Origin of the sequence: Frigoribacterium sp. RIT-PI-h (assembly GCF_001297205.1) — a bacterium.
Lineage (GTDB): Bacteria > Actinomycetota > Actinomycetes > Actinomycetales > Microbacteriaceae > Frigoribacterium.
Genome location: NZ_LHOZ01000070.1, coordinates 21,579 through 45,899 on the forward strand (window position 1 = coordinate 21,579; position 24,321 = coordinate 45,899).

Consider the following 24,321-nt stretch of genomic DNA (forward strand, 5'->3'; position numbering starts at 1 on the left):
ATATTTCTTCTTCCAATCAACCGTTTCAGATGGCACGCTCTTCCTGAGTGCAAAGATGCACAGATTGGAAGAGGACATGATCTGGAAGAACAGGACGACCAGGCCGTCGATTGCTGTAGTGCTCATGCTGGTGATGACGTCGATCGCCGGAACAGGGAGTGGGGCATTTGCTGCTGATCAGCCCGACGAAGCAGGGGTCGTCATGTCCGTTGAGAGCCAGGGGCACGTGGTTTCTTTCGTGTCGGGCGAAAACCCGCGAGGGTTGTCGTCCTCGCGCCGAACGCGTCAAGGTGTGAGCAACGCGGAGGCAGGCGCGGACGGGCAGTACATCCGTGTTCTGAGCGAGCAAGAGCTAGTCGACTTTGGTTTCGAGGTCCTGATCGACGGGCGTCCGGCTCGTCTCGAACTCGACGAACGGGGAGGCGTGCGGATCTTGGACGACAACGGATCTGCCATCAACTCGCTCGCACCACCCGTGGCCATCGACGCGGACGGGCGAGATCTTCGTTCGTCCTACGAGATAGTCGGCAACATTGTCCGGCAGCGCTTGGACGATGTGCCAACGACGTTCCCCGTGACGATCATGGCGCGACTCGAGTGCAACTTTCAGTTCTGCACCGTCATGTACAGCCGGAACGAGACGAGGCAGCTGACCAATTCAGGTCTTGTGGCAGCACTCATCGCCGCAGCGTGTGGGCCTGTCGGATGGGCCTGCGGAATCGCGACGGCGGCGATGGTGCAGACTGCGAATTCGGCGGTGGCCCAGGGGCGGTGCGTGGGTATCAGGCGCACGACGTTGCCAAGCCTGGTCACTTGGCCCGTCATCGAGAATTGCCGTCAATGAATCAACGAGGAAATGATCGTGTTGTTCCTCGTCGGTCAGTGACAGTCAGCTATGCCCCTCCGACTCGTGGAGGGCTGTTGCTCGCCATCGTCATGATGGCCGGGGGGCTTGAGTTGCACGCCACGGGCGTGCTGAGGCGGTTCGATCAAACGGTGGTGCTACTCGTGTTCTTGGTGCTGATCGGCGGCTTGCCGCGAGTAGTCGCCAGTGGCAGCGGGTGGTGGCGGACGCGAGCGAAGGAAGTCCCGGCGGCGGTCGTTTTCGGTCTGGGCCTTCTCGTCACGATCACAGCCGTCTCATTGACTGAATCGACGTCGTCGCCCGTGCCGACCGTCGCGGCTCTGGTGGTGCTGGGTCTCTTCGCCCTCGTCGCTTGTTCGAGGGCCGTCGCCGTCGGTCCCATTCGCCGCACAATCCAGGACTAAAGAAAAGGGGGCGGTCCGGTCTCAATCGAGACCGGACCGCCCATCAACCGATTCGTGCGGCGGGCCTACGGCTGGAGGCGCGTGGGGCCGCGGAAGAGGAAGGTCACCTCGCGCAGGTTGGCCTGGTGCAGCATGAGCATCAACACGCGGGCGAGGCCCATGCCGAAGCCACCGTGCGAGGGGGCGCCGTAGCGGAAGAAGTCGAGGTAGCTCGAGAGCTCTTCGGGCTTCATGCCCTTCTCGCGGATCTGCTGCTCGAGCACCTCGATGCGGTGCTCGCGCTGCGCACCCGTGGTGATCTCGGTGCCGCGGTAGATCAGGTCGTAGCTCTTGGTGAGCTGCGGGTCGTCGTCATGACGCATGTGATAGAACGGGCGGATCGAGGCGTCGTAGTCCGTCAGGTACACGAAGTCGTGGCCGAACTGCTCCGCGACGTACTCGGCGATCCGGCGCTCGCCCTCGGGGTCCATGTCGGCGTCGGCGCGGGGCACCTCGTAGCCGCGCTCGGCAACGATGCGCTTGGCCTCGGCGAGGGGGATGCGCGGGAACGGCACGGTGGGCACCACGACGTCGACGTCGAACAGCTCCTTGATCTCGGCGCCGTGCTTGTCGGCCACGGCCTGGAAGGCGAAGGCCAGCAGCTGCTCCTGCATCTGCATGACGTCCTCGTGGCTCTCGACGTAGCTGATCTCGGCGTCGACGCCCGTGAACTCGGTCGCGTGACGCGACGTGAACGACGGGTCGGCGCGGAACACCGGGGCGATCTCGAAGATCTTGCCGAAGCCGGCCGACTGGGCCATCTGCTTGAAGAACTGCGGGCTCTGCGCCAGGTAGGCGACACCGTCGAAGTAGTCGACCTTGAACAGCTCGGCGTTCGACTCGCTCGGGGTCGCCATGAGCTTCGGGGTGTGGATCTCGACGTAGTCACGCTCGATCCACCAGGTGCGCAGGGCGTGTTCGAAGGTCGTCTGCACGCGGAAGATCAGGGCGTTGCGGGGGACACGCAGGTCGAGGAAGCGCCAGTCGAGGCGCTTGTCGATGCTGCTGTCGGCGGCGATCGGGGTCTCGGGGTCGGCCAGCGAGTCGATGACGAGCGTCTCGACCTTGACCTCGATGCCGCCGAGCTTGACGCGCTCGTCGTGCTTGAGTTCGCCCGTGACGGTGACGAAGCTGCCCTGCGACAGCGACGAGATGGCGTCGGCGACGTCGTCGGTCTCGCCGGCGGCCTCGAGAACGTCCGCGGCCGTGCGGGGGCGGACCAGCTGGAGGGCGCCGGACTCGTCGCGGAGGACGACGAACTGCACCTTCTTCTGGTCACGCACGGTCTCGACCCAGCCGGTCACGGTCACGGGTCCGTCGGGCAACGCGGACAGGTCTTTGATGAGGGTGCGTTCGATCACGAGGCCCGAGTTTACAGTCACCGCCTCCCACGGCCCGCCGGACGGTCCGCCCGGGCACCGGCGAGCTTGGGGGTTCCCGTGTGGGAGGTGTGCAGGCGGTCCCGACCTAGACTCGTCCGCATGCCCGCGCAGCAGATCCACCTCGTCCGGCACGGTGAGGTGCACAACCCCGAGCACGTGCTCTACGGCCGCCTCGACGGGTTCGGCCTGAGCGATCTCGGCCACCGCATGGCGGCCGCCTCGGCCGACGCCTTCCACGAGCAGGGCGTTCCCGTCCGAGCCGTCTTCGCCTCACCGCTGCAGCGCACCCGCGAGAGTGCGGTGCCGTGGTCGTCGGCCTTCGGGCTCGAGACGCAGGTCGACGAGCGGCTGGTCGAGCCGAGCAACAAGTACGAGGGGCGCCGCAGCGACTTCAGCATCGCCAAGCAGCTCAAGGTGCCGGCCGAGTGGCCGTGGATCGTCAACCCCCTGAAGCCCAGCTGGGGCGAGGCCTACGTCAGCATCGCCGCCCGCATGCTCTCGGCGATCGACGAGGCCTGGTCGAGCGTCGACGAGGGCGACGTCGTGCTCGTCAGCCACCAGCTGCCCATCTGGATGGTCCACCGGAGCGTCACCGGCGCCCGCCTGTTCCACGATCCGCGCCGCCGCCGCTGCACGCTCTCGAGCATCACCACGCTCGAGCGCCGCGAGGGGGGCTTCGTCGAGGTCGGCTACCAGGAACCCGCTGCACACTTGAACCAGTCCGCCGTCGACCTGGGAGCAGTGTGAGCCAGACCATCCGCCCGACCCGTGCCCGTCTCGTGACCCGCGGCCTCGCCCTGGCCGGCGTGGTCGCCCTCGCCGCCACGGGGTGCTCGTCCACGGCCGACGACCTCGCGACGCAGTACGGCAACGGCACGACCGAGAACTACATCTCGGGCAACGGCACCGTCACCGAGATCGCGCCCGAGGACCGCACCGACCCGGTCGCGTTCACCGCCGAGACCGACGCCGGCGAGACCGTCTCACGGTCCGACCACGAGGGCGAGGTCGTCGTCCTCAACTTCTGGTACGCCGCGTGCCCGCCCTGCCGCCTCGAGGCGCCCGAACTCGAGAAGCTCAACCAGTCGTACGCCGACAAGGGCGTCGAGTTCCTCGGCGTCAACGTGCGTGACCAGGCCGACACCTCCCTGGCCTTCGCGCGCACCTTCGACGTCACCTACCCGTCGGTCGTCGACGCCAACGACGGGGCCGTCCAACTCGCCCTCGCGGGCACGATCGCGCCCAACGCCGTCCCGACCACGATCGTCCTCGACAAGCAGGGCCGCATCGCGGCGCGCATCCTCGGCGGTCTCGACGGGCCGAGCATCCTCGACACCCTGATCTCCGACACCCTCGCCGAGACGTCCTAGGTGTACCAGGGCAATCCCTTCTTCGACGCGGTCGTGGGCGGTCAGCTCGCGGTCGGCCTGCCGGTGGCCTTGCTGGCGGGGCTCATCTCGTTCCTGTCACCCTGCGTGCTGCCTCTCGTGCCGGGGTACCTCGGTTACGTCGGCGGTCTGACCACCGGGGCGCCCGAGGCAGGGGCCAAGCGCCGCGACCGCCGCCGGCTCGTGCTCGGCGGCGTCCCGTTCATCCTCGGCTTCTCGGTCGTCTTCGTCGGCACCCCGCTCGCCTTCGCCTCGGCGGGGTTCTGGCTGATCCAGTGGCGCGAGGTCGTCACGCGCGTCATGGGCGTCGTGGTGATCCTGCTCGGCCTCGTCTTCATCGGACAGTTCACGTTCCTGCAGCGCACCCTGAAGCCCGGGTTCCTCCCGAAGACGGGCCTCGCCGGGGCGCCGCTGCTCGGCATCGTCTTCGGGATCGGGTGGACGCCGTGCATCGGCCCGACCCTGGCCGCGGTACAGGTGCTCGCCCTGGGTTCGGGCTCGGCCTGGCAGGGCGTCCTGCTCGGGGCCTTCTACTGCATCGGCCTCGGCGTGCCGTTCCTGCTCGTCGCGCTCGGCTTCGGCTGGGCCTCCCGGTCCATCTCGTTCGTCAAGCGGCACATCCGCGTCGTCAACATCGTCGGAGGGTCACTGCTCGTGCTCATCGGTCTGCTCATGGTCACGGGCCTCTGGTCCAGCCTCATGTCGCACGTCGGGGCGGTGATCGCGACCTATGGCACGATCGTCTGACCGCGACGGGGGCGACGCGACCCGCGCCTCCTCGGCCGCCGCCGGCACCGACACCGGCACCGACACCGGGGTGACCGACACCGAGCTGACCGACGCCGACGCGACCGACGTCGGCGGCGACCCGTCGCGCCCGAGCGACCACATCGACTCGGTCCGCCCGGGGCCGTCCGACGGTGCGGGCATCACGCAGCCCAAGCTCGGCCCCCTGGGCTACCTGCGCTTCTTCTGGCGGCAGCTGACCAGCATGAAGACCGCGCTCTTCCTGCTGATGCTGCTCGCCGTCGCGGCGATCCCCGGCTCGCTCGTGCCGCAGCGCACCTCCGACCCCAACGGCGTCGTCCAGTACCGCACCGACCACCCCGACCTGTTCCCCGTGCTCGACAAGCTCGGCGTCTTCGACACCTACTCGTCGCCCTGGTTCTCGGCCGTCTACCTGTTGCTCTTCATCTCGTTGATCGGCTGCATCATCCCGCGCACGCGGCACCACTTCGAGGCGCTGCGGGCCCGCCCGCCGAAGACCCCCGCGCGGCTGTCGCGCCTGGCCGGCTACCGGTCGATCACCCTCGAGACCGCAGGAGGCGCGGGTGACGACGCGATCACGGCCGCCCGTGCCGTCGACGCGGCCCGTGCCCAGCTGAAGCGCTCCGGCTACCGCACACAGGTCTTCGGCGACTCGGTCAGCGCCGAGCGCGGTTACCTGCGCGAGACCGGCAACCTGGTCTTCCACTCGGCCCTCGTCGGGGTGCTGCTGACCGTCGGGGTCGGCGGCGGTTTCGGGTACTCGGGCCAGCGCGTCGTCGTCGAGGGGCAGACGTTCTCGAACGTGCTCGGCTCGTACGACTCCTTCAACCCGGGACGATGGTTCGACGAGACACAGCTCTCGCCGTTCTCGATCGCGCTCGACGAGTTCTCGACGGAGTACGCGCCCGACACCGCGGGTGCCGCCGGCATGGCCACCGACTTCACCGCCGACGTCACCGCCCAGGCGCGGGGCGGCGACGCCGAGAAGACGCAGATCAAGGTCAACTCGCCCCTGTCGATCGGCGGCTCGAACGTCTACCTGCTGGGCAACGGCTACGCGGTCGACGTGACGGTGCGCGACGGCGAGGGCAACGTCGCCTTCCGCGACACGGTGCCGTTCCTGCCGCAGGACACGAACCTGACCTCGCTCGGCGTCATCAAGGTGCCCGACGCCCTGCCCGACCAGCTCGGCATGATCGGGTTCTTCTACCCCACGGCGGCGGACAACGGCACGGGGGCCCTGACGTCCACCGATCCGGACACCACGAACCCCGTGCTCAGCCTGAACGTCTACTCGGGCGACCTCGGGCTCGACGCGGGCGTGCCGACGTCGGTCTACACGCTCGACACCGACGGTCTCACCCCGTTGGCCGGCACCGACGACGACGCGCGAGAGAAGGCCGTGCAGCTGACCCCGGGCGAGACCGCGACGATCCCCGACGGTCTGGGCACGATCACCTTCGACGGCGTCAAACGGTTCGCCTCGTTCGACATCCACCACGACCCGTCGCAGGTCTGGGTGCTGCTCTTCGCCGGGCTCTCGTTCGCCGGTCTGCTGACCGCGCTGTTCGTGCCGCGCCGCCGGGTCTGGGTCAAGGCGACCGAGACCGACGACGGCGTCCGGCTCGAGTACGCCGGGCTCGCCCGCGGCGAGGACCCCACGCTCGGACGCGCCGTCGGCGACATCGCCAAGACGCACCTCGGCGGTCTGGGCGTCCCGGCCGACGTCGCCCGCGAGGTGGCCGACGACCCGGCCCGTCACGACGTCGAGAAACCCGGCCCCGCTGCTGGCGGACGCGGACGTAAGATCTGATGGTGACCGCCGACCTCGCCTACTACTCGCTCGTCGCCGTGTACTCGGCGATGGCCATCTACACGATCTCGTTCGTGGCCTTCGCCCTCGACCTGGCGAAGCGGTCCGGTGACGCCCAGCAGGCGGCGGCCCGTGCCGCCAAGGCCGAAGCCCTCGCGACGGCGTCCGTCTCGCGCTCGGCATCGGGTGGCAGCACGGTCGTCCTTGACCGACCGTCGGGCGGGGCGGGGGGCGGGGCCCCCCCCGGGCGCCCGCCCCGGCCTCGAGCTTCGCGCGCGTCGCCATCGCGAGGATGCTGCTCGGGGTCGTCGTTCACGTCGCCTCGGTCGTGCTGCGCGGTCTCGCCGCCGGTCGCGTGCCGTGGGCCAACATGTTCGAGTTCTCGCTCACCGGCACCGCGATCATCGTCGGCGTCTACCTGGCCGTGCAACTGGTGGTCAACCTGCGGTTCCTCGGCGCGTACGTCATGGGCCTCAACCTGGTGCTGCTCGCCATCGGCACCGTCAACTACTACGTGGCGGTCTCGCCGCTGCCGCCGGCGCTCCAGTCGGCGTGGTTGGTGATCCACGTCTTCGTGGCCATCCTGGGCACGGCGTTCTTCGCCATCGCCGCCGGGCTCTCGGCCGCGCAGCTCGTACAGACGAGACGTGAGCAGTCCAAGCTCGCCGGTCTGCGCTTCCTCGACACCCTCCCCGGTGCCGAACGCCTCGAAGACCTGGCCTACCGCATCGCCCTCGTCGGCTTCGTCCTCTGGACCTTCACCCTCATCGCCGGCGCCATCTGGGCCGAGCGGGCCTGGGGTCGCTACTGGGGCTGGGACACCAAAGAGGTCTGGACCTTCATCATCTGGGTGCTCTACGCCGGGTACATCCACGCGCGGGCGACCCGCGGGTGGCGTGGGGCCCGCTCGTCGTGGTTGTCGATCATCGGGTTCGCCGCCGTCATGTTCAACTTCTCGGTCGTCAACGTCTTCTTCAAGGGCCTGCACGCCTACTCGGGTCTCTGACCGACCGGCTCTTCGGTGCCGCCCGGCGAGCCGCGTGAACCGACGTCAGTCGGTGAGCACGGCGTAGGAGGCGCGAAGCCGCTCCAGCCACATCCCGCGTCGGTCGTCGTCCACCGCGTGACGGCGGAGCAGGTCGACGTCGACGTCGACACGGCGTACGTCGATCGCCCCGTCGACGGGCAGCAGCGGATCGCGCGTCACGTCGGCCCCGAGCAGGGCGGCCGTGCCGAGGCCGCAGTCGTGGCGGAGGTCCGTCACGGCAGCGGCGAGGTGCGCGCCCATGCTGAGCCCGACCGACGTGTCGAGGGCGCTCGAGACGACGACGGGCAATCCGGCCGCGGCGACGATCCGGAGTGCGGCGGTGACGCCGCCGAGCGGTTGGGCCTTGATCACGAGGAGGTCCGCGGCGCCGGCCCGGGCGACGGCCAGCGGGTCGTCGGCCTTCCGGACGCTCTCGTCGGCCGCGACGAGCACCCCCAGCCCCGAGACGCGGCGTCGCAGCTCGGCGAGCTCGGGCACCGTGGCGCAGGGTTGTTCCGCGTATTCCAGGGCGTACGGTGCCAGGCCGACCAGCGCCTCCTCGGCCGATTCGACCGACCAGCCCCCGTTGGCGTCGACGCGGACGCGGCCCTCGGGGCCGACCCAGTCCCGGGCCGCGGCGACACGGGCGATGTCGTCCGCGAGCGTCTGCCCGCGCTCGGCGACCTTGACCTTGACCGTCCGGCAGCCGCGGTAGCGGGCGAGCACGTCGGGCACCCGGTCGGCGGCGACCGCCGGCAGGGTGGCGTTGACCGGCACCCGACGGGCACGCACGTCGGGGAGTCGGCCCCAGCCGAAGTCGATCGTGGCCGCGAGCCAGGCGGCCGACTCGGCGGGCCCGTACTCGAGGAAGGGGCTGAACTCGGTCCAGCCCGACGGGCCCTCGACCACCAGGGCCTCGCGCTCGTCGAGCCCGCGGAAGCGCGTGCGGAGCGGGAGGCGGACGACGTGGGCGTCCTCGACCAGGTCGGCCAGGGGAGGCAGCGGGGGAGTGGTGGACGGCTCACGGTCGACGGTCGGCATCCGCTCAGTGTCGCACCGGCGACCCCGGTAAGGTCGTGCGTCATGGTCGACCGCGAACCCGTACCCGCCCGAGAACCGGAGTGGTCACCCGACGAGCGTGCCGCCCGGGGGAGTGACGGCAGCGGCCGCGACGCGTCGGAGCCCGACGACCTCCAGGTCTTCGACGGCCCCGGTCACGACGAGGTCGACCGGCCCCCGCGCAGCCGACGGCTGGGCGTCGTCACGTTCGTGCTGGCGATCGTGCTGCTCGCCCTCGACGGACTGGCCCTGGGCCTCCTCGCCGCGGACGCCGTGAGCCCGGCCGCCGTCCTCGCCCTCGTCACCCTGTTGGCCTCGATCGTCGTCGGGGTCGTCGGCCTGATGGCCGTCGTCATGCGCCGTGGTCGCTGGTGGGGGGTGGCCGCCGTGATCCTCAGCTCGCTGTCGAACCCGTTCGTGCTCGTCTGGCTGATCGGGCGGTTCGTCTCGACGGTCTGACCCCGGTCGTGGCGAGGTCGGACCCCGTCGGTAGGCTGGCGACATGGCTTCCGAGGTGTCCGACCTGTTCGATCCGACCGAGTGGCGCAGCGTCGGGGGCTTCGACTTCCTGACCGACGTCACCTACCACCACAGCGTCGACGGCCGCGTGGCCCGCGTGGCCTTCGACCGTCCCGAGGTGCGCAACGCGTTCCGGCCGCACACGGTCGACGAGCTCTACCGGGTGCTCGACGACGCCCGCATGAACAGCCGCATCGGGGTCGTCCTGCTCACCGGCAACGGTCCCAGCCCGAAGGACGGCGGCTGGGCGTTCTGCAGCGGCGGGGACCAGCGCATCCGTGGTCGGGACGGCTACAAGGCCGAGGGCGACCAGGCGAACGTGCCCGACCCGGCGTCGGCGGGACGGCTGCACATCCTCGAGGTGCAGCGGTTGATCCGGTTCATGCCCAAGGTCGTCATCGCCGTGGTGCCCGGATGGGCCGCCGGGGGTGGGCACTCCCTGCACGTGGTCTGCGACCTGACCGTCGCGAGCCGGGAACACGGCAGGTTCAAGCAGACCGACGCCGACGTGGGCTCGTTCGACGCGGGGTACGGCAGCGCCTACTTCGCCAAGCAGATCGGGCAGAAGTTCGCACGCGAGGTGTTCTTCCTCGCCGAAGAGTACAGCGCCGATCGCGCCTACGAGATGGGGGCCGTGAACCGCGTCGTGCCGCACGCCGACCTCGAACGCGAGGCGCTCGCCATGGCCCGCACCATCCTGACGAAGTCCCCGACCGCCATCCGCATGCTCAAGTTCGCCTTCAACGCGACCGACGACGGCATCGTCGGCCAGCAGGTCTTCGCGGGCGAGGCGACCCGTCTGGCCTACGGCACCGACGAGGCCGTCGAGGGGCGCGACTCGTTCCTCGAGAAGCGCGCGCCCGACTGGTCGCCCTTCCCCTGGCAGTACTGATGTCTGCGTCTGCGTCTGCGTCCGCGAGTCCGACGGGTCCGGGCGCCCGCTCGGGTCGCCCCCGACGGTCCGTCCGGAGGCGCGGCGCGTGACCCGCCCCCTGCTCGCCGTCGACGCCCGTGACCCCGGTGCCGTGCTCGACGCGCTCCGGGTCGCGCTCGAGGGCGGTCCCGCCGTCGCCCCCCGGACCGACGACCGCGTGCCCGTCGACCTGCCCGGTGTCGTGCCGCAGGCGGTGTCACTGGGCGTCGAGACCAGTGGCTCGGGCGGCCGCCCGGGGCGCGTGGCGCTGTCCCCTGTCGCCGCGCTCGCCGGTGCCGCCGCGGCCGACGGCGCTCTGGCCGGGCCGGGGCAGTGGGTGCTCGCCCTGCCGGCGCACTACGTCGCGGGCCTGAACGTGCTGGTCCGCTCGCTCGCCGCCGGTACCGAGCCGGCCCTGCTCGCGCCGGGGCACTTCGACGTCGGTGCCTTCGTCGCCGCCGCCGGGCGGCTCGACCACCCCGTCCGGTCCTCGCCCCTCGTCCCGGCCCCGCTCGCGGGGGCGCCCGACGTCGCCGAGGCCGCCCCCGCCGTCGCCGACGTGATGCGCCGCTTCGACGCCCTGCTGGTCGGTGGGCAGGCGACCCCCGCCCCCCTCGTCGAGCGGGCCCGCCGCCTCGGCGTCACCGTCGTGCGCACCTACGGGTCGAGTGAGACCAGCGGCGGGTGCGTGTACGACGGCGTGCCCGTGGGCCGCACCCGCGTCGAGGTCGTCGACGGCCAGGTCGAGCTGGCCGGGCCGTCGCTGGCCGAGGGGTACCTCGACGATCCCGAGCGCACGGCCGCGGCCTTCGTCGTGCGCGACGGCCTGCGGTGGTACCGCACGGGCGACGCGGGCGCGGTGTCGTCCGACGGGGTGCTGACCGTCAGCGGCCGGCTCGACGACGTGATCGTCTCGGGCGGTGAGAAGGTGTCGCTCGGCGTGGTCGAGCGGGTCGTGCGCGAGCAGCCGGGGCTCGCCGACGCCGTGGTCGTGCGCGCGGCACACGCCCGGTGGGGCGAGGTGCCCGTCGTGGTCACCGACGCCGCGCCTCCTGCACCGACGTCGGCCGACGGCCTCGCGGCCCTGCGGTCTGCGGTGGCGGCCGTCGTCGGTCGTGCCGCGGCACCCGACCGCATCGTCCGGGTCGACACGGTGCCCCTGCTCGCGAGCGGCAAGCCGGACCGGGTGGCCCTGACCCGCCTGGTCGCCGACCTCGCGGCAAGCTGATAGCCGGCTGCGAACTAGACTCGACCCCGTGGCGAAGACGAAGACCTCGACCCCCAAGCGCAGCGGCCGCCCCGGTGGCCGACCCGGCGGGCGGCCCGGCAAGCAGCCGGTCCGTCGCGTGACGGCCGGCGACTGGATCGGCGGTGCGCGCCTACGCACCCTGCCGCTGGGCATCGCCCCGGTCGCCCTCGGGACCGGCGTCGCCCGGGCGAACGGCGGCTGGGACCTCACCCTGGCGCTGCTCTGCCTCGCCGTCGCGGTGTTCCTCCAAGTCGGCGTCAACTATTCGAACGACTACTCGGACGGCATCCGCGGCACCGACGACTTCCGGGTCGGGCCCTCGCGCCTGACCGGCTCGGGCAGCGTGCGCCCGAAGACCGTGCTGAAGGTGGCGCTGGCGTTCTTCGCCCTCGCGGCCGTCGCCGGTGTCGTCGTCGTCGTCATCACCCAGATCTGGTGGCTGCTCGCGGTCGGGGCCGCGGCGGTCGTCGCCGCGTGGTTCTACACGGGCGGCAAACGGCCCTACGGCTACAACGCCCTGGGCGAGCTCTTCGTCTTCGTGTTCTTCGGACTCGTCGCGACCGTGGGCACGACGTTCGTGCAGCTGCGGGAGTTCCCGTTCGACGCCTGGGTGGCGGGCGTCGCCGCCGGGCTGTTCGCCTGCGCGGTCCTGATGATCAACAACGTGCGCGACATCCCGCAAGACACCGCCGCCGGCAAGCGCACCCTCGCGGTGGTCGTCGGCGACCCGGTGGCGCGAGCGCTCTACGCGCTCTTCCTGCTGCTGCCGTTCTTCATCCTCGTGTACTTCGCGTTCCTGTACCTGCACGCGCCCTACGTCTACTTCACGCTCATCGTCGCGGTGCCCGCCGCGGTCATCGGCGTCACGGGCAAGACCCCTCGCGAGCTCATCCTCGCCCTGCAGCTGTCGTCGTTGACTGCATTGGTCTGGGCTCTCGCCCTGTCGGCGGCGCTCTTCTTCTAGGGGTCTGCTCCTCTCAGGGGCTGCTCGTCCAGGGGTCTGCCCCGGGCGTTCGGCCCGGGAGGGTCAGGCCTGGTCGTCGGTGCGGCGCGCGCGATCGGCGTCGGCGTCGTCGGCGATCGCCCCGTCCTCGGCGACCGAGGCGGCGTCGAGCTTCGCCGGTCGCGACCGGCGGGCGGCGAGGTCGAGGGCGCCCTTGCGGCGCAGCGGGGCGAAGAACAGGTACGAGACGCAGAAGCCGACGACCGCCGCGATCAGCGTGGCCCAGAAGGGGTCGAACCTCAGCACCAGCAGGAGGCCCAGCACGACGGCGAACAGGCCGAGGCGGACGATCGAGTACTTGAGCCAGGGGTTCACGACGAGGAGTCTACGGTCCGCGAGGTGTGCACCCGCCGCGCGCCGGACGGCCCGTACGGACCCGCCCCGCAGGGCCGGGGGGGCGCGGCGCAGCACCGCCGGGAGTCGTACGTCACAGCTCCGCAACGGCCGACCGACCATCAGGCGTTGCACCGGATCGAGAACTAGGCTCGGTCCATGGTCAGGCTCTTCATCGTGGGCATCGTCGCCGCGGCGGCATTCGTCATCTTCGCGCTCATCGACTGCCTGTTCGCCGACGCCTCACGGTTCCGGGCGCTGAACAAGCCGCTCTGGGCCGTCGTCATCGTCCTCCCCCCCGTCATCGGGGCCGTGTTGTGGTTCGTGCTCGGGCGGGCCCGCAAGAGCGGTCGCCCCGCCGCCGTGCGCACCGTCGCGCCCGACGACGATCCCGAGTTCTCGGGGACGTCCTGGCGCACGACGAGCGATCTCGACCGCGAGACGACCGACGAGCGCATCCGTCGACTCGAGCAAGAGCTGCTCGACCTCGACAACGACGACAAGACCGGCAAGCAGTAAGTGACCAGCCCGTCGACCGAGTACGCCCTGTCGCTCCTCGCGTCCCTCGCCGACGCCGGTGTCCGTGACGTCGTGCTCAGCCCCGGCTCCCGCAGCCAGGCCCTGGCCCTCGCCGCCGCCGAGTTCGAGACGGCCGGCCGGCTGTCGGTCCACGTCCGCATCGACGAGCGCTCGGGTGGCTTCCTCGCGCTGGGGCTCGCCGCCGAGACGGGCGTCCCGAGCGTCGTCGTCACCACATCGGGCACGGCCGTGGCGAACCTCCACCCCGCCGTCCTCGAGGCGCACCACTCGGGAGTGCCGATGATCGTGCTGAGCGCCGACCGTCCCCTCGAGATGCGCGGGATCGGCTCGAACCAGACCACCGTGCAACCGGGTCTGTTCGCGAGCGCCGTCGGCTGGGTGCGCGACGTCGAGGCACCGCGCTCCGGCCCGGTCGACCACGAAGCCGTCCGCACCCTCGCCCGCGAGGCAGTCGCCGAGGCCCTCGGCGGCGACTCCCACGGCGCCCTCGGGCGGTCGCGCGGTCCGGTCCAGCTGAACGTCGCGTTCCGCGAGCCCCTGTCGTCCGGCGAGCAGTCGCTGCCCGTCGCCCACCCCGAGCCGGTCGAGATCGCGCCCGCCGCGGCACCGGTCGCCCTCGAGGTGGACGTCGACCCCGCGACGCTGGTCGTCGCCGGTCACGCCGCCGGCCCCCAGGCCGAGGCCGTCGCCCGGGCACTGGGCGCACCGCTCGTGGCCGAGGTCTCGAGCGGGGCCCGCTTCGGGCCGCACCTGGTCTCGTCGTACCGTGCCCTCCTCGACGACGCCGACTTCGGCGGTCGCGTCCGACGGGTGGTGGTCTTCGGTCACCCGACCCTCAGTCGTCAGATCCCGTCGCTGCTCACCCGCGACGGGGTCGAGGTCGTCGTCGTCCGCGCGGCGGGGGCCGAGGCCTACGACCCGAGTCGCTCGGCCCGCGTGGTCGAGGCCGTCGAGGTGACCCGCGCCTCCTCGGGGTCCGGTTCGATCGACGACGCCGTCCATCGTGCGTGGGTGGGGCGCTGGGTGCACACCGGCCGTCGGCTTCTCGAGGCCGAGGCCGAGGCCGAGGCTGCCCGGCCGGACGCCGACGACGCCGGCGCCCCCACGGTCGAGGGTGCGTCCGATCGCAGCGAGGCGGCCGAGCAGGCCGAGTTCCTGCGGCGCGAGGTCCAGTTGCTGCGTCGGCCGGTCACGCGTCGAGCCCTGGCCGAGGCCCTCTGGCGCGTCAGCTGGCCGCACGACCGCCTCGTGCTGGGGGCGTCGCGACTGATCCGCGAGCTCGACCAGGTCGTGCCCGGCAAGAAGATCCCCGTGCACGCCAACCGGGGGCTGGCCGGCATCGACGGCACGATCGCCACCGCCACGGGCATCGCGCTCGCCAGCCGGCGGGACGCCCCCACCGCCGGCACCACCCGGGTGCTCGTCGGCGACCTGACGTTGCTGCACGACGTCGGTTCGATGCTCCTCGGCCTCGGCGAGACGAGGCCCCGGCTGCAGGTGGTCGTCGGCAACGACGGTGGCGGCACCATCTTCGACGGGCTCGAGGTCGCGGCCACGGCGTCGCCCGAGGCGATGACCCGTGTGCAGTTCACCCCGCACGAGGTCGCCCTCTCGGCCCTCGCCCTCGCCTACGGCTGGCAGTACGTCGAGGCGGCCACGCGGGCCGAACTCGATCAGGCTCTCGTGGCCCGGTACGACGGCCCGGTGCTGATCGAGGTGCCCCTCTCTCGCTGACCGTCCGCCCCACGGCGGCCCGGACCGGGGCGCTCGGCCGTAGGGTCGAGGGCATGGCCAAGCCGTGGACGACCCCGCCCCCCCAGTCCCTCCGAGCCGGAGAGGGCTTCGTGCTCGCCGACGTCGACACGTCGTCGACGCCCGGCTTCGCCGGTGACAAGGCGTACGCGCAGCAGGCGCTCGAGGCGGGCCGCGAGACCCTGGGCGAGCTCCAGGAGAAGCTGTTCGCCCAGAGCCGGAGCGGGGGCAGCACCGGCAACGTGTTGCTCGTCCTGCAGGCGATGGACACCGCAGGCAAGGGCGGCATCGTCCGGCACGTCGTGGGAGCCGTCGACCCCCAGGGCGTCGCGCACCACGCGTTCAAGGCGCCGACCCCCGACGAGCTCGCGCACGACTTCCTCTGGCGGGTGCGGCGCGAGCTGCCGGGCCCCGGCATGATCGGGGTCTTCGACCGGTCGCACTACGAGGACGTCCTGATCGGCAAGGTGCGTCGCCTGGCCCCGCCCGAAGACATCGAGCAGCGGTACGCCGACATCGTCGCCTTCGAGGACGAGCTCGTCGCGAACGGCACCACCCTGGTCAAGGTGATGCTGCACATCTCGTCCGACGAGCAGAAGGAACGCCTCGCCGACCGGCTCGACCGCCCCGACAAGCACTGGAAGTACAACCCCGGCGACCTGGAAGAGCGCCTCGTGTGGAACGACTACCAGGACGCGTACGAGACGGCGATCCGTCGCACCTCGACCGAGACCGCCCCGTGGTTCGTCGTGCCGGCCGACCGCAAGTGGTACGCCCGGATCGCCGTGCAGAAGCTGTTGACCGACGCCCTCGCGTCGCGCGGACTCGACTGGCCCGTCGCGCAGTTCGACGTCGAGCTCGAGAGGACCAAGCTCGCCACCTCGTAGCCAGCACCCGGCGACGGGACGAGCCTAGGAGGCGCGGGTCCGCAGCGCGTCGCCCGTCCCCTTGGGCAGCCGCAGCCCCTCGATCAGGCTGAGCAGGGCCAGCACGGCCAGGACGATCAACGCGGCCTGGTAACCGGATGCCGCGGGTGCCGGGCCGTCGGTCGAGGCCGCGAGGTCGGCCACGCGGACGGCCAGCGCCGTCGCGGCGACGCCGAGTCCGACGGCGAGCTGACTCGTGATGGACGCGATGGCGTTGGCCGGGCCGATCATCTCGGCCGGGACGTCGGCGAACTGCAGGGTGTTGTAGGCCGTGAAGCCGACGGAACGGAAGACGCCGCTGAGCAGCAGCACCCCGGCCACGACCACCGGCGAGGTCTCGGGACCGACGAGCGCGGCCGCGACGAAGGTCGCCGCGAGGGCCACCGTCGCGACGACGATGATCGGGACGACGCGGAACCTCTGCAACAGGGGTGTCGTGAACGGCTTCACGGCCAGGTTGCCGACGAACACCCACATGAGCATGAGGCCCGCCTCGACGGGCGACCAGCCGAAGCCGTCCTGCAGCAGCAACGGGACGACGAAAGGGATGCCGTTCACGACGGCCCGGTAGAGCGATCCGCTGAGGTTGGTCACGCGGAACGACCCGATGCGGAACGCCGCGAGGTCGAGCAGCGGGTGCGCCGCCCGGCGGAACCACCGCACGGCGACGAGACCGAGCACGACCGCGGCGACGACCAGCAGCACGCCGGGCAGGAGCGTCGTGGGTTCGCCGAGCAGCTCGAAGGCCAGGACCAGCGCCACGATCGAGCCGGCCACGAGCGCCAGGCCCACCAGGTCGAGCGGTCGGCGGTCGCCGACCTCGGGGGAGGGGACGACCCGCCAGGCGACGACGAGCAGCGCGAGGCCGACCGGGACGTTGACCAGGAACACCCACTGCCAACCGAGGTGCTCGGTCAGGAGCCCGCCGAGCAGCGGCGCGACGACCGGCGCGACGAGTGCGGGCCAGGTGAGATAGGCGATGGCCCGGATCAGCTCGGACTTCTCGGTGCTGCGCAGGACGATCAGCCGGCCGATGGGCACCATCATGCTGCCCGCGAGACCCTGCACGACCCGGGACGCCGTGAGGGCGACCAGGTCGGTGCTCGCGGCACAGGCCACCGAGGCGAGGACGAACAGCACGACCGCCGCGAGGAACACGCGACGGGCGCCCCAGCGTTCGGCGAGCCAGGCTCCCAGCGGGATGAACGCCGCCACGGCGACGAGGTAGCCGGTCACGGCGAGCCCGAGTTGGGCGGGCTGGACCGCGAAGTCGCTCGCGATCGTCGCGGTGGCCGTCGACAGGATGGTGGCGTCGAGGTTCTCCATGAAGAACGCGGCCGCCACGACGAGGGCGACCGGACGCGACCACGTCGTCACCGGCGTGGGCGCGGACCCGGGCGCGGGAACGGACCCGGTCATCGGCTGAACGCGTCGACCACGGGGCGGAACTTCATGGCCGTCTCGGCGACCTCGCGCTCGGGCACGGACTCGGCGACGACGCCGGCCCCCGCGAACGCCCGCACCGATCCGTCCCGATCGACCTGGGCGCAGCGGAGGGCGATGGCCCACTCGCCGTCGCCGTCGGCACCGACCCAGCCGACCGGGCCGGCGTAGCGACCACGGTCGAACGGTTCGAGCTCTCGGATCAGGGCCAGCGCCTCCTGCGTCGGGGTGCCGGCGACGGCCGCCGTCGGGTGCAGCGAGGCGATCAGGTCGAGCGAGCTCGAGCCGTCGGTGAGGCGGCCGCGGACGTCGCTCGCGAGGTGCCAGAGATTCGGGAGGCGCAGGGTGAAGGGCTGCTCGCCGGTCACGACGTCGCGGGCGTGCGGCCCGAGCGAGAGCAGCAGGCTGCGCAGGGCGAAGGCGTGCTCGTCGAGGTCCTTCGGTGACGTCGCCAGCGAGAGGGCGGCCTGCTCGTCGGTCGTCGCGTCGACGCCGCGAGCCGCGCTGCCGGCGAGCACCCGGGCCGACACCTCGCCGCGCTCGGACTTGACGAGCGTCTCGGGACTGGCCCCGATCAGCCCGTCGGCGGCGAACGCGTAGCGGTCGGGGTAGGCGGGGAGCAGGGTGGCGGCGACGAGGCGCAGGTCGGCCTCGGGTGGCAACGTGCCCACGAGGTCGCGGGCGAGCACGACCTTGCTGACGCGGCCGTCGCCGATGGCGTCGACGCCCCGCGCCACGGCCTGCCCGTAACCGTCGGCACCCAGGGCGCCGTCGACCAGCGAGAGGCGGACGGAGGCGCCGACCGGCTTCCCCGCCGGCAGCTCGGCCCCGTCCACCCGCGTGATCCAGGCGACCCCGTCGCGCCGTCCGATGACGATGCTCGGGACGATCAGCACGCTCGTCTCGGCGGACTCGTCGTCGAACGCGAACGAGCCGAACGCGACCAACCCGGTGCCGGGCACGCCGACCTCGTCGTGGACCGTGGCGGCGGCCGCCACGGCGCGCCAGGCATCGGCGGCCTCGGTCATGCGACCGGGCCCGGAGAACTCGAGACGGAGGGCCTCGCCGACGCCCGCCATGCCCGCCCCGCCGCGGACGAAGACCAGCGGACGCGCCCGGTCGACGACGTCGAGCAACGGGCTGACGTGGTCGATGCGCGTGGTGCGGACGGCGAGTGACGGAACGCGGGACGCGGGGGACTTCACTCGTCGACCCTACTCGGGACACCCCCAGTGCTTGACGGTAGGATCCACCATCGTGACCAAGGCCGACATGAACAAGCAACCCGACGAGGTCGCCTCGATGTTCGACGGCGTCGCGCGCCATTACGACCGCACGAACGACGTGCTCTCGGCGGGCAACGCCGTCCTGTGGCGCATCGCCACGGTCAAGGCGATCGGTGCCGGTCCGGCCGACAAGGTCCTCGACATCGCGGCGGGCACGGGCACCAGTTCGGCGGCCATCGCCCAGCGGGGTGCCGAGGTCGTCGCCCTCGACTTCTCCAAGGGCATGGTCGAGGTCGGCCGCGAACGCCACCCCGAGCTCGAGTTCGTCGAGGGCAACGCCGAGTCGCTGCCCTTCGACGACGACACCTTCGACGCCGTCACCATCTCGTTCGGGCTGCGCAACGTCAACCGGCCCAAGGTCGCACTCGCCGAGATGAACCGCGTGCTCAAGCCCGGCGGCCGCCTCGTCGTCTGCGAGTTCTCCACCCCGCCGTTCGGTCTGCTGCGTGCCGCGTACCGTGCCTACCTCAGGTACGGCATGCCCCTCGTCGCCAAGCTCACCAGCAGCAACGGTCCGGCCTACTCGTACCTCGCCGAGTCCATCGAGCAGTGGCCCGAGCAGCAGGTCCTCAGCCAGTGGCTCCGCGGCGCCGGGTTCACCCGCGTCGCCCACCGCGACCTCAGCTTCGGCATCGTCGCCCTGCACCGCGGACGCAAGCCGGCCTCGGCTGCCGCGCGCGCCTCCTCGCGGTCGAAGCGGGCCTCGTCGTGAACGCCGGTGCACCTCCCGCGCAGCGCAACTCGCTGGGTCGATCGCTCGGTCTCGGCGAGAAGCTCTTCGCGACGCCGACCGAGCGTCGCTTCGTCGCCGCCGTCGACGACGGCCTCGAGCTCGTCGAAGAAGGGTTGCTGCGAGAGATCGCCTTCGCCGACGACATCGCCGACGCCACGACGCGGTACCTGCTCGCCGCGGGCGGCAAGCGCGTCCGACCGACGCTGACCCTGCTCATCGCCCAGTTGGGCGACGGCGCGACGCCCGGCATCGTCGCCTCGGCCCAGGCCACCGAGATCACCCACCTCGCCTCGCTCTACCACGACGACGTCATGGACGAGGCGCAGATGCGTCGTGGCGTCCCCAGCGCCCAGACCGTGTGGGGCAACAACGTCGCGATCCTCGCCGGCGACCTGCTGTTCGCCCGCGCCAGCACGATCGTCTCGGGGCTCGGCCAAGAGGCCATCCTGCTGCAGGCCGAGACCTTCGAACGGCTCTGCCTCGGGCAGCTCCACGAGACGGTCGGTCCGCGCGAGGGCGACGACCCGATCGCCCACTACATCGACGTGCTCGCCGACAAGACGGGGTCGCTCATCTCGACCGCCGCGCGTGCCGGCGTCATGTTCAGCGGGGCACCGCGTGAGTACCTCGCACCCGTCGCCGAGTTCGGCGAGAAGATCGGCATCGCCTTCCAGCTGATCGACGACGTCATCGACCTGTCCGACCAGCCCGCCGAGACCGGCAAGAAGGCCGGCACCGCCCTGCGGGCGGGTGTCGTCACGCGGCCGGTGCTGTCCCTGCGTCAGCAGGCGCAGACCGACCTCGAGGCGTCGTCCCTCCTGTCCGAGATCGACCGCATCGTCGACGCCACGCGGGCGGCGGCGCAGCGGTCGAGCGTCGAGCCGACCGCCGAGGGCGGCTCGTCCGCACCGCTCGCCGACGCGACGGCCCACCTCGACGACGAGTTCGCCGACCTGGTCCGACGGGTCCGCGAGCACGAGGTCACCGAACGCACCCGGGTCGAGGCCCACCGCTGGGCCCGCGAGGCCCTCGACGCCCTCGCGCCGTTGCCCGACGGGCCCGTCAAGAAGGCGCCCCCCCGCTTCGCCGCCCGCGTGGTCGAGCGCCCCGCCTGACCGGCCCCGCGCCCCCCCGCCCGTCCCGCCCTCGAGCACCACCGTCCAACCGGCCGGCCCCGCCGAGCCACCCCAGATCTAGGGAGAACCCGTGACCACCTTGCGACTGGCCATCGTCGGCGCCGGACCGGCCGGCATCTACGCCGCCGACATCCTCGCGAAGGCCGAGAAGGCCTTCGACGTCTCGATCGACCTCTTCGAGCAGCTGCCGGCCCCCTACGGTCTCGTGCGCTACGGCGTGGCCCCCGACCACCCCCGCATCAAGGGCATCGTCAACGCCCTGCGCGACGTCCTCGACAGCGGTGACATCCGGGTCTTCGGCAACGTCCGCTACGGCGTCGACATCGGGCTCGACGACCTGCGCAAGCACTACAACGCCGTCATCTTCTCGACCGGTGCCATCAAGGACGCCGACCTCGACATCCCCGGCATCGACCTCGAGGGCAGCTACGGCGCGGCCGACTTCGTCAGCTGGTTCGACGGTCACCCCGACTTCCCCCGCACCTGGCCGCTCGACGCGACGTCGGTCGCCGTCGTCGGCGTCGGCAACGTCGCCCTCGACGTGTCGCGCATCCTGGCGAAGCACGCCGACGACCTGCTGCCCACCGAGATCCCCGACAACGTCTACGCGGGTCTCAAGCAGTCGTCGATCACCGACGTGCACGTCTTCGGTCGCCGGGGCCCCGCACAGGTCAAGTTCACGCCGCTCGAGCTGCGCGAGCTCGGCGAGGTGCGCGACGTCGACATGATCGTCTACGACGAGGACTTCGACCACGACGAGGCGTCGAAGACGGCCATCGCGACCAACAAGCAGGTCTTCGTCATCGACAAGGTGCTGAACCAGTGGCGGCAGCGCGAGGTCGGCACGGCGTCGCGTCGCCTGCACCTGCACTTCTACGCCAAGCCCGTCGAGGTCGTCGGCGACGCCGACGGTCGTGTCGCGGCCTTCCGGTACGAGCGCACCCGGCCCGACGGCCAGGGCGGCGTCGAGGGCACGGGCGAACTGCGCGACGTGCCGATCCAGGCCGTCTACCGCGCGGTCGGCTACTTCGGCTCGCCCCTCGACGGCATCCCCTTCGACGAGCGCCGCGGCGTGATCCCGAACCACGAGGGCCAGGTGATGGACGACGACAACCAGATCGTCCCCGGCGTCTACGCCACCGGGTGGATCAAGCGCGGCCCCGTCGGCCTCATCGGTCACACGAAGTCCGACGCGATGGAGACCGTCAAGCACCTCATCAACGACCAGGCCAGCTGGTGGCAACCGGTCGACCCGTCCGACGAGGCCATCCCGGCCCTGCTCGAGCAGCGAGGCGTCGAGTACACCGACCTCGAGGGCTGGCACCGGCTCGACGAGCACGAGATCGCTCTCGGCGGTTCGCACGAGCACGAGCGTGCCCGGGTCAAGGTCGTCGAGCGTGACGAGATGGTGCGCGTCTCGCGCGCCGTCGAAGCGGAGTCCACGCCGGCCTGACCTCCCCGGTCGCCCGCACCGCGCCTCCTCGGCTCCCCTCGACGGGGGAACCGAGGAGGCGCGCGGTCGTCACCGACCTCGGTGGTCGTCGGTAAGGTGGTCCCCATGGCAGACAGTTCCTTCGACGTGGTCAGCAAGGTCGACAAGATGGAGGCCGACAACGCCCTCCACCAGGCCCAGAAAGAGATCGAGCAGCGGTACGACTTCAAGGGCGTCGGCGCCTCGGTCGACTGGAGCGGCGAGAAACTGCTGCTGAAGGCCGCCACCGAAGAGCGCGTCAAGGCCGTGCTCGACGTGCTCGAGTCGAAGTTCATCAAGCGCAGCATCAGCCTCAAGCACCTCGACGTCGGTGAGCCCTTCGCCAGCGGCAAGGAGTACCGCATCGAGGCGTCCCTCAAGCAGGGCATCGAGCAGGACGCGGCGAAGAAGATCGGCAAGATCATCCGCGACGAGGCCCCCAAGAGCGTGAAGAGCCAGATCCAGGGCGACGAGCTGCGCGTGCAGTCCAAGAGTCGTGATGACCTCCAGGCCACCATGGCGCTGTTGAAGAAGGCCGACCTCGACGTCGACCTGCAGTTCGTCAACTTCCGCTAGTCACCCGCGGCACACGGCTCCGAGGTCCCGTCCATGGTCGAACCCGCCTGGGTGGCGCCGACGATCGCCGTGCTGGGCATCGTGCTCGACATCGCGATCCGGGTGTTCGCGATCGTCTACGTGCCGATCAACCGGCGGCCGCAGACGGCCACCGCGTGGTTGCTCGCGATCTTCCTGATCCCGTACGTCGGGTTCGTCCTCTTCCTCTTGATCGGCAGCACCAAGTTGCCCGCGCGGCGTCGTGAGAAGCAGAGCGAGATCAACAAGTACATCATCGAGACGACCGAGGGCATGGAGCGCGTCAAGCGCGACCACCCGTGGCCGGCCTGGCTCGACTCGGTGGTCGAACTCAACCGCACGCTCGGTGCCATGCCCCTGGTCGGCGGCAACACCGGCGAGATGCACACCGACTACGACGAGTCCATGGCGGCCATGGTCGAGGCGATCGACGAGGCCCACCGCTACGTCCACGCCGAGTTCTACATCACGAGCCTCGACCGCACGACGGAGCCGTTCTTCCTCGCGCTCGAGAACGCCCGTCGACGGGGCGTCACGGTCCGAGTGCTGATGGACCACATCGCCAGTCGGGGGTACCCGGGTTACCGCAAGGCGCGACGACGGCTGGACGCGATGGGCGTGCAGTGGCAGCTCATGCTGCCCGTGCTGCCGTTGCGGGGCAAATACCAGCGACCCGATCTGCGCAACCACCGCAAGCTGCTCGTCATCGACGGCCGCGTGGCCTTCACGGGCTCGCAGAACATGGTCGAGAAGAGCTACCAGAAACGCAAGAACAAGCGACGCGGCCTCGAGTGGAAGGACTTCATGGTCCGATTCGAGGGCCCCATCGTCGCGGGCATCAACGCCCTGTTCGTCACCGACTGGTACAGCGAGACCGACGAGCTGCTCCTCCGCGAGACCGACCCCGTGCACACGGCCGACCGGCTCGAGACGATCGACTGCCAGGTGGTGCCGAGCGGGCCGGGTTTCGACGGCGAGAACAACCTGCGGCTGTTCAACTCGCTGCTCTACAGCGCGCAGGAGCGCATCATCATCACGAGTCCCTACTTCGTGCCCGACGAGTCGATGCTCTACGCCGTCACGACGGCAGCCCAGCGGGGGCTCGAGGTGCAGCTCTTCGTCAGCGAGATCGGCGACCAGCCGGTGGTGTACCACGCGCAGCGCTCCTACTACGAGGCCCTGCTGCGGTCGGGGGTCCGCATCTTCCTCTACCGCTCGCCGACGGTGTTGCACGCCAAGCACTTCTCGATCGACGACGAGGTCGCCGTCATCGGCTCGAGCAACATGGACATGCGGTCCTTCAGCCTCAACCTCGAGATCTCGATCATGGTGCGAGGACGTGAGTTCGTCAGCCGGTTGCGTGAGGTCGAGCAGACGTACCGCGACTCGAGCCGCGAACTGTTCCTCGACGAGTGGCTCGCGCGCCCCTTCCGCTCGAAGGTCCTCGACAACGTCGCCCGCCTCACCTCCGCCGTCCAGTGACCGCCCCGCTCCGCCCCTGACCCACGTGTGCAAATCGCGACAACTCCGTCGGGACACGCCGACAGAACGTGGTGCGACGCGGCGCGAGGCCAGTGATTGTCGGGTTCGGTCCGCCCCGGTGAGCGGGCGAGGTCGGGTTCGGCCCGCAGGGGTGTCTCGACGCTGCTGCGCCCGGCGCGCCACCGACGGGAGATGC

24 protein-coding genes are annotated in these 24,321 nt (G+C 71.0%); 19 read left to right on the forward strand and 5 right to left on the reverse strand.

The features are described from left to right. The first annotated feature begins 76 nt into the window (after positions 1–76). Together AEQ27_RS08985 and AEQ27_RS08990 are read left to right on the forward strand one after the other, a co-directional pair. Complete coding sequence (locus tag AEQ27_RS08985; RefSeq protein ID WP_152970250.1) at positions 77–844, forward strand: hypothetical protein; 768 nt, start codon at positions 77–79, stop codon at positions 842–844. A gap of 77 nt (positions 845–921) precedes the next feature. Then, on the forward strand, positions 922–1,269 hold the full coding sequence (locus AEQ27_RS08990; RefSeq protein WP_054146339.1) for a hypothetical protein: 348 nt from the start codon (positions 922–924) through the stop codon (positions 1,267–1,269). Between the two features lie 65 nt (positions 1,270–1,334). On the opposite strand, the gene aspS is transcribed toward AEQ27_RS08990, so the two are convergent. Continuing rightward, positions 1,335–2,669, reverse strand: coding sequence for an aspartate--tRNA(Asn) ligase (aspS, locus tag AEQ27_RS08995; RefSeq protein WP_054146340.1), 1,335 nt, complete (start codon positions 2,667–2,669; stop codon positions 1,335–1,337). A gap of 120 nt (positions 2,670–2,789) precedes the next feature. Between aspS and AEQ27_RS09000 the strand changes: the two genes are divergently transcribed. The 5 genes from AEQ27_RS09000 (at position 2,790) to ccsB (ending at position 7,665) form a co-directional block, all read left to right on the forward strand. Then, entirely contained in the window at positions 2,790–3,437 is a 648-nt protein-coding gene (locus AEQ27_RS09000) for a histidine phosphatase family protein (RefSeq protein ID WP_054146341.1), read from the forward strand. Beyond that, complete coding sequence (locus AEQ27_RS09005; RefSeq protein WP_054146342.1) at positions 3,434–4,060, forward strand: TlpA disulfide reductase family protein; 627 nt, start codon at positions 3,434–3,436, stop codon at positions 4,058–4,060. Before AEQ27_RS09000 ends, AEQ27_RS09005 begins: the two co-directional genes overlap by 4 nt. Beyond that, positions 4,061–4,825: a cytochrome c biogenesis CcdA family protein gene (locus AEQ27_RS09010; RefSeq protein ID WP_054146343.1), complete on the forward strand. Its 765-nt coding sequence runs from the start codon at positions 4,061–4,063 to the stop codon at positions 4,823–4,825. Further along, positions 4,809–6,659 carry a cytochrome c biogenesis protein ResB gene (locus AEQ27_RS09015; RefSeq protein WP_082383389.1) on the forward strand — a complete coding sequence of 617 codons (1,851 nt, stop codon included), beginning with the start codon at positions 4,809–4,811 and terminating at the stop codon, positions 6,657–6,659. Before AEQ27_RS09010 ends, AEQ27_RS09015 begins: the two co-directional genes overlap by 17 nt. A 292-nt stretch (positions 6,660–6,951) precedes the next feature. Next, positions 6,952–7,665: a c-type cytochrome biogenesis protein CcsB gene (gene ccsB / locus AEQ27_RS09020; protein WP_082383390.1), complete on the forward strand. Its 714-nt coding sequence runs from the start codon at positions 6,952–6,954 to the stop codon at positions 7,663–7,665. Between the two features lie 45 nt (positions 7,666–7,710). On the opposite strand, the gene AEQ27_RS09025 is transcribed toward ccsB, so the two are convergent. After that, positions 7,711–8,727: an o-succinylbenzoate synthase gene (locus AEQ27_RS09025; protein WP_054146344.1), complete on the reverse strand. Its 1,017-nt coding sequence runs from the start codon at positions 8,725–8,727 to the stop codon at positions 7,711–7,713. A 42-nt stretch (positions 8,728–8,769) separates the two neighbouring features. Here AEQ27_RS09025 and AEQ27_RS09030 point away from each other — a divergent pair, with 42 nt between their 5' ends. The 4 genes from AEQ27_RS09030 to AEQ27_RS09045 all read left to right on the forward strand — a co-directional run bounded on the left by AEQ27_RS09030 (position 8,770) and on the right by AEQ27_RS09045 (position 12,390). Continuing rightward, positions 8,770–9,204, forward strand: a complete 435-nt coding sequence (locus AEQ27_RS09030; RefSeq protein WP_054146345.1) for a hypothetical protein — start codon at positions 8,770–8,772, stop codon at positions 9,202–9,204. 43 nt (positions 9,205–9,247) lie between these two features. Then, entirely contained in the window at positions 9,248–10,156 is a 909-nt protein-coding gene (locus tag AEQ27_RS09035; protein ID WP_054146346.1) for a 1,4-dihydroxy-2-naphthoyl-CoA synthase, read from the forward strand. A gap of 88 nt (positions 10,157–10,244) precedes the next feature. Next, positions 10,245–11,405 (forward strand): AMP-binding protein, encoded by a 1,161-nt coding sequence (locus AEQ27_RS09040; protein ID WP_054146347.1) that lies wholly within the window; start codon positions 10,245–10,247, stop codon positions 11,403–11,405. Between the two features lie 28 nt (positions 11,406–11,433). After that, complete coding sequence (locus tag AEQ27_RS09045; protein WP_082383391.1) at positions 11,434–12,390, forward strand: 1,4-dihydroxy-2-naphthoate polyprenyltransferase; 957 nt, start codon at positions 11,434–11,436, stop codon at positions 12,388–12,390. Between the two features lie 63 nt (positions 12,391–12,453). On the opposite strand, the gene AEQ27_RS09050 is transcribed toward AEQ27_RS09045, so the two are convergent. Further along, positions 12,454–12,744, reverse strand: a complete 291-nt coding sequence (locus AEQ27_RS09050; protein ID WP_054146349.1) for a DUF4229 domain-containing protein — start codon at positions 12,742–12,744, stop codon at positions 12,454–12,456. A 177-nt stretch (positions 12,745–12,921) separates the two neighbouring features. On the opposite strand from AEQ27_RS09050, the gene AEQ27_RS09055 reads away from it, so the two are divergent. The 3 genes from AEQ27_RS09055 to AEQ27_RS09065 are packed head-to-tail and all read left to right on the forward strand — an operon-like array spanning position 12,922 to position 15,941. After that, complete coding sequence (locus tag AEQ27_RS09055; RefSeq protein WP_054146350.1) at positions 12,922–13,281, forward strand: PLD nuclease N-terminal domain-containing protein; 360 nt, start codon at positions 12,922–12,924, stop codon at positions 13,279–13,281. Next, a complete protein-coding gene (gene menD / locus AEQ27_RS09060; protein ID WP_054146351.1) occupies positions 13,282–15,036 on the forward strand; it encodes a 2-succinyl-5-enolpyruvyl-6-hydroxy-3-cyclohexene-1-carboxylic-acid synthase in 1,755 nt (584 codons plus the stop codon). 53 nt (positions 15,037–15,089) lie between these two features. Beyond that, a complete protein-coding gene (locus AEQ27_RS09065) occupies positions 15,090–15,941 on the forward strand; it encodes a PPK2 family polyphosphate kinase (protein WP_054146352.1) in 852 nt (283 codons plus the stop codon). A 24-nt stretch (positions 15,942–15,965) separates the two neighbouring features. Here the strand turns inward: AEQ27_RS09065 and AEQ27_RS09070 are convergent, their stop codons facing one another. Then, positions 15,966–17,399 (reverse strand): MFS transporter, encoded by a 1,434-nt coding sequence (locus AEQ27_RS09070; protein WP_054146353.1) that lies wholly within the window; start codon positions 17,397–17,399, stop codon positions 15,966–15,968. After that, positions 17,396–18,628: an isochorismate synthase MenF gene (locus AEQ27_RS09075; protein WP_054146354.1), complete on the reverse strand. Its 1,233-nt coding sequence runs from the start codon at positions 18,626–18,628 to the stop codon at positions 17,396–17,398. Before AEQ27_RS09075 ends, AEQ27_RS09070 begins: the two co-directional genes overlap by 4 nt. 52 nt (positions 18,629–18,680) lie before the next feature. Here AEQ27_RS09075 and ubiE point away from each other — a divergent pair, with 52 nt between their 5' ends. From ubiE to cls, 5 genes are all read left to right on the forward strand, one after another. Beyond that, positions 18,681–19,421 carry a bifunctional demethylmenaquinone methyltransferase/2-methoxy-6-polyprenyl-1,4-benzoquinol methylase UbiE gene (gene ubiE, locus AEQ27_RS09080; protein ID WP_235451038.1) on the forward strand — a complete coding sequence of 247 codons (741 nt, stop codon included), beginning with the start codon at positions 18,681–18,683 and terminating at the stop codon, positions 19,419–19,421. After that, on the forward strand, positions 19,418–20,557 hold the full coding sequence (locus AEQ27_RS09085; protein ID WP_054146355.1) for a polyprenyl synthetase family protein: 1,140 nt from the start codon (positions 19,418–19,420) through the stop codon (positions 20,555–20,557). Before ubiE ends, AEQ27_RS09085 begins: the two co-directional genes overlap by 4 nt. Positions 20,558–20,648: 91 nt before the next feature. After that, complete coding sequence (locus tag AEQ27_RS09090; RefSeq protein ID WP_054146356.1) at positions 20,649–22,031, forward strand: FAD-dependent oxidoreductase; 1,383 nt, start codon at positions 20,649–20,651, stop codon at positions 22,029–22,031. A gap of 105 nt (positions 22,032–22,136) precedes the next feature. After that, positions 22,137–22,625, forward strand: a complete 489-nt coding sequence (locus AEQ27_RS09095; RefSeq protein ID WP_043592964.1) for a YajQ family cyclic di-GMP-binding protein — start codon at positions 22,137–22,139, stop codon at positions 22,623–22,625. A gap of 33 nt (positions 22,626–22,658) precedes the next feature. Then, positions 22,659–24,125, forward strand: coding sequence for a cardiolipin synthase (gene cls / locus AEQ27_RS09100; RefSeq protein ID WP_054146357.1), 1,467 nt, complete (start codon positions 22,659–22,661; stop codon positions 24,123–24,125). Positions 24,126–24,321: the final 196 nt, after the last annotated feature.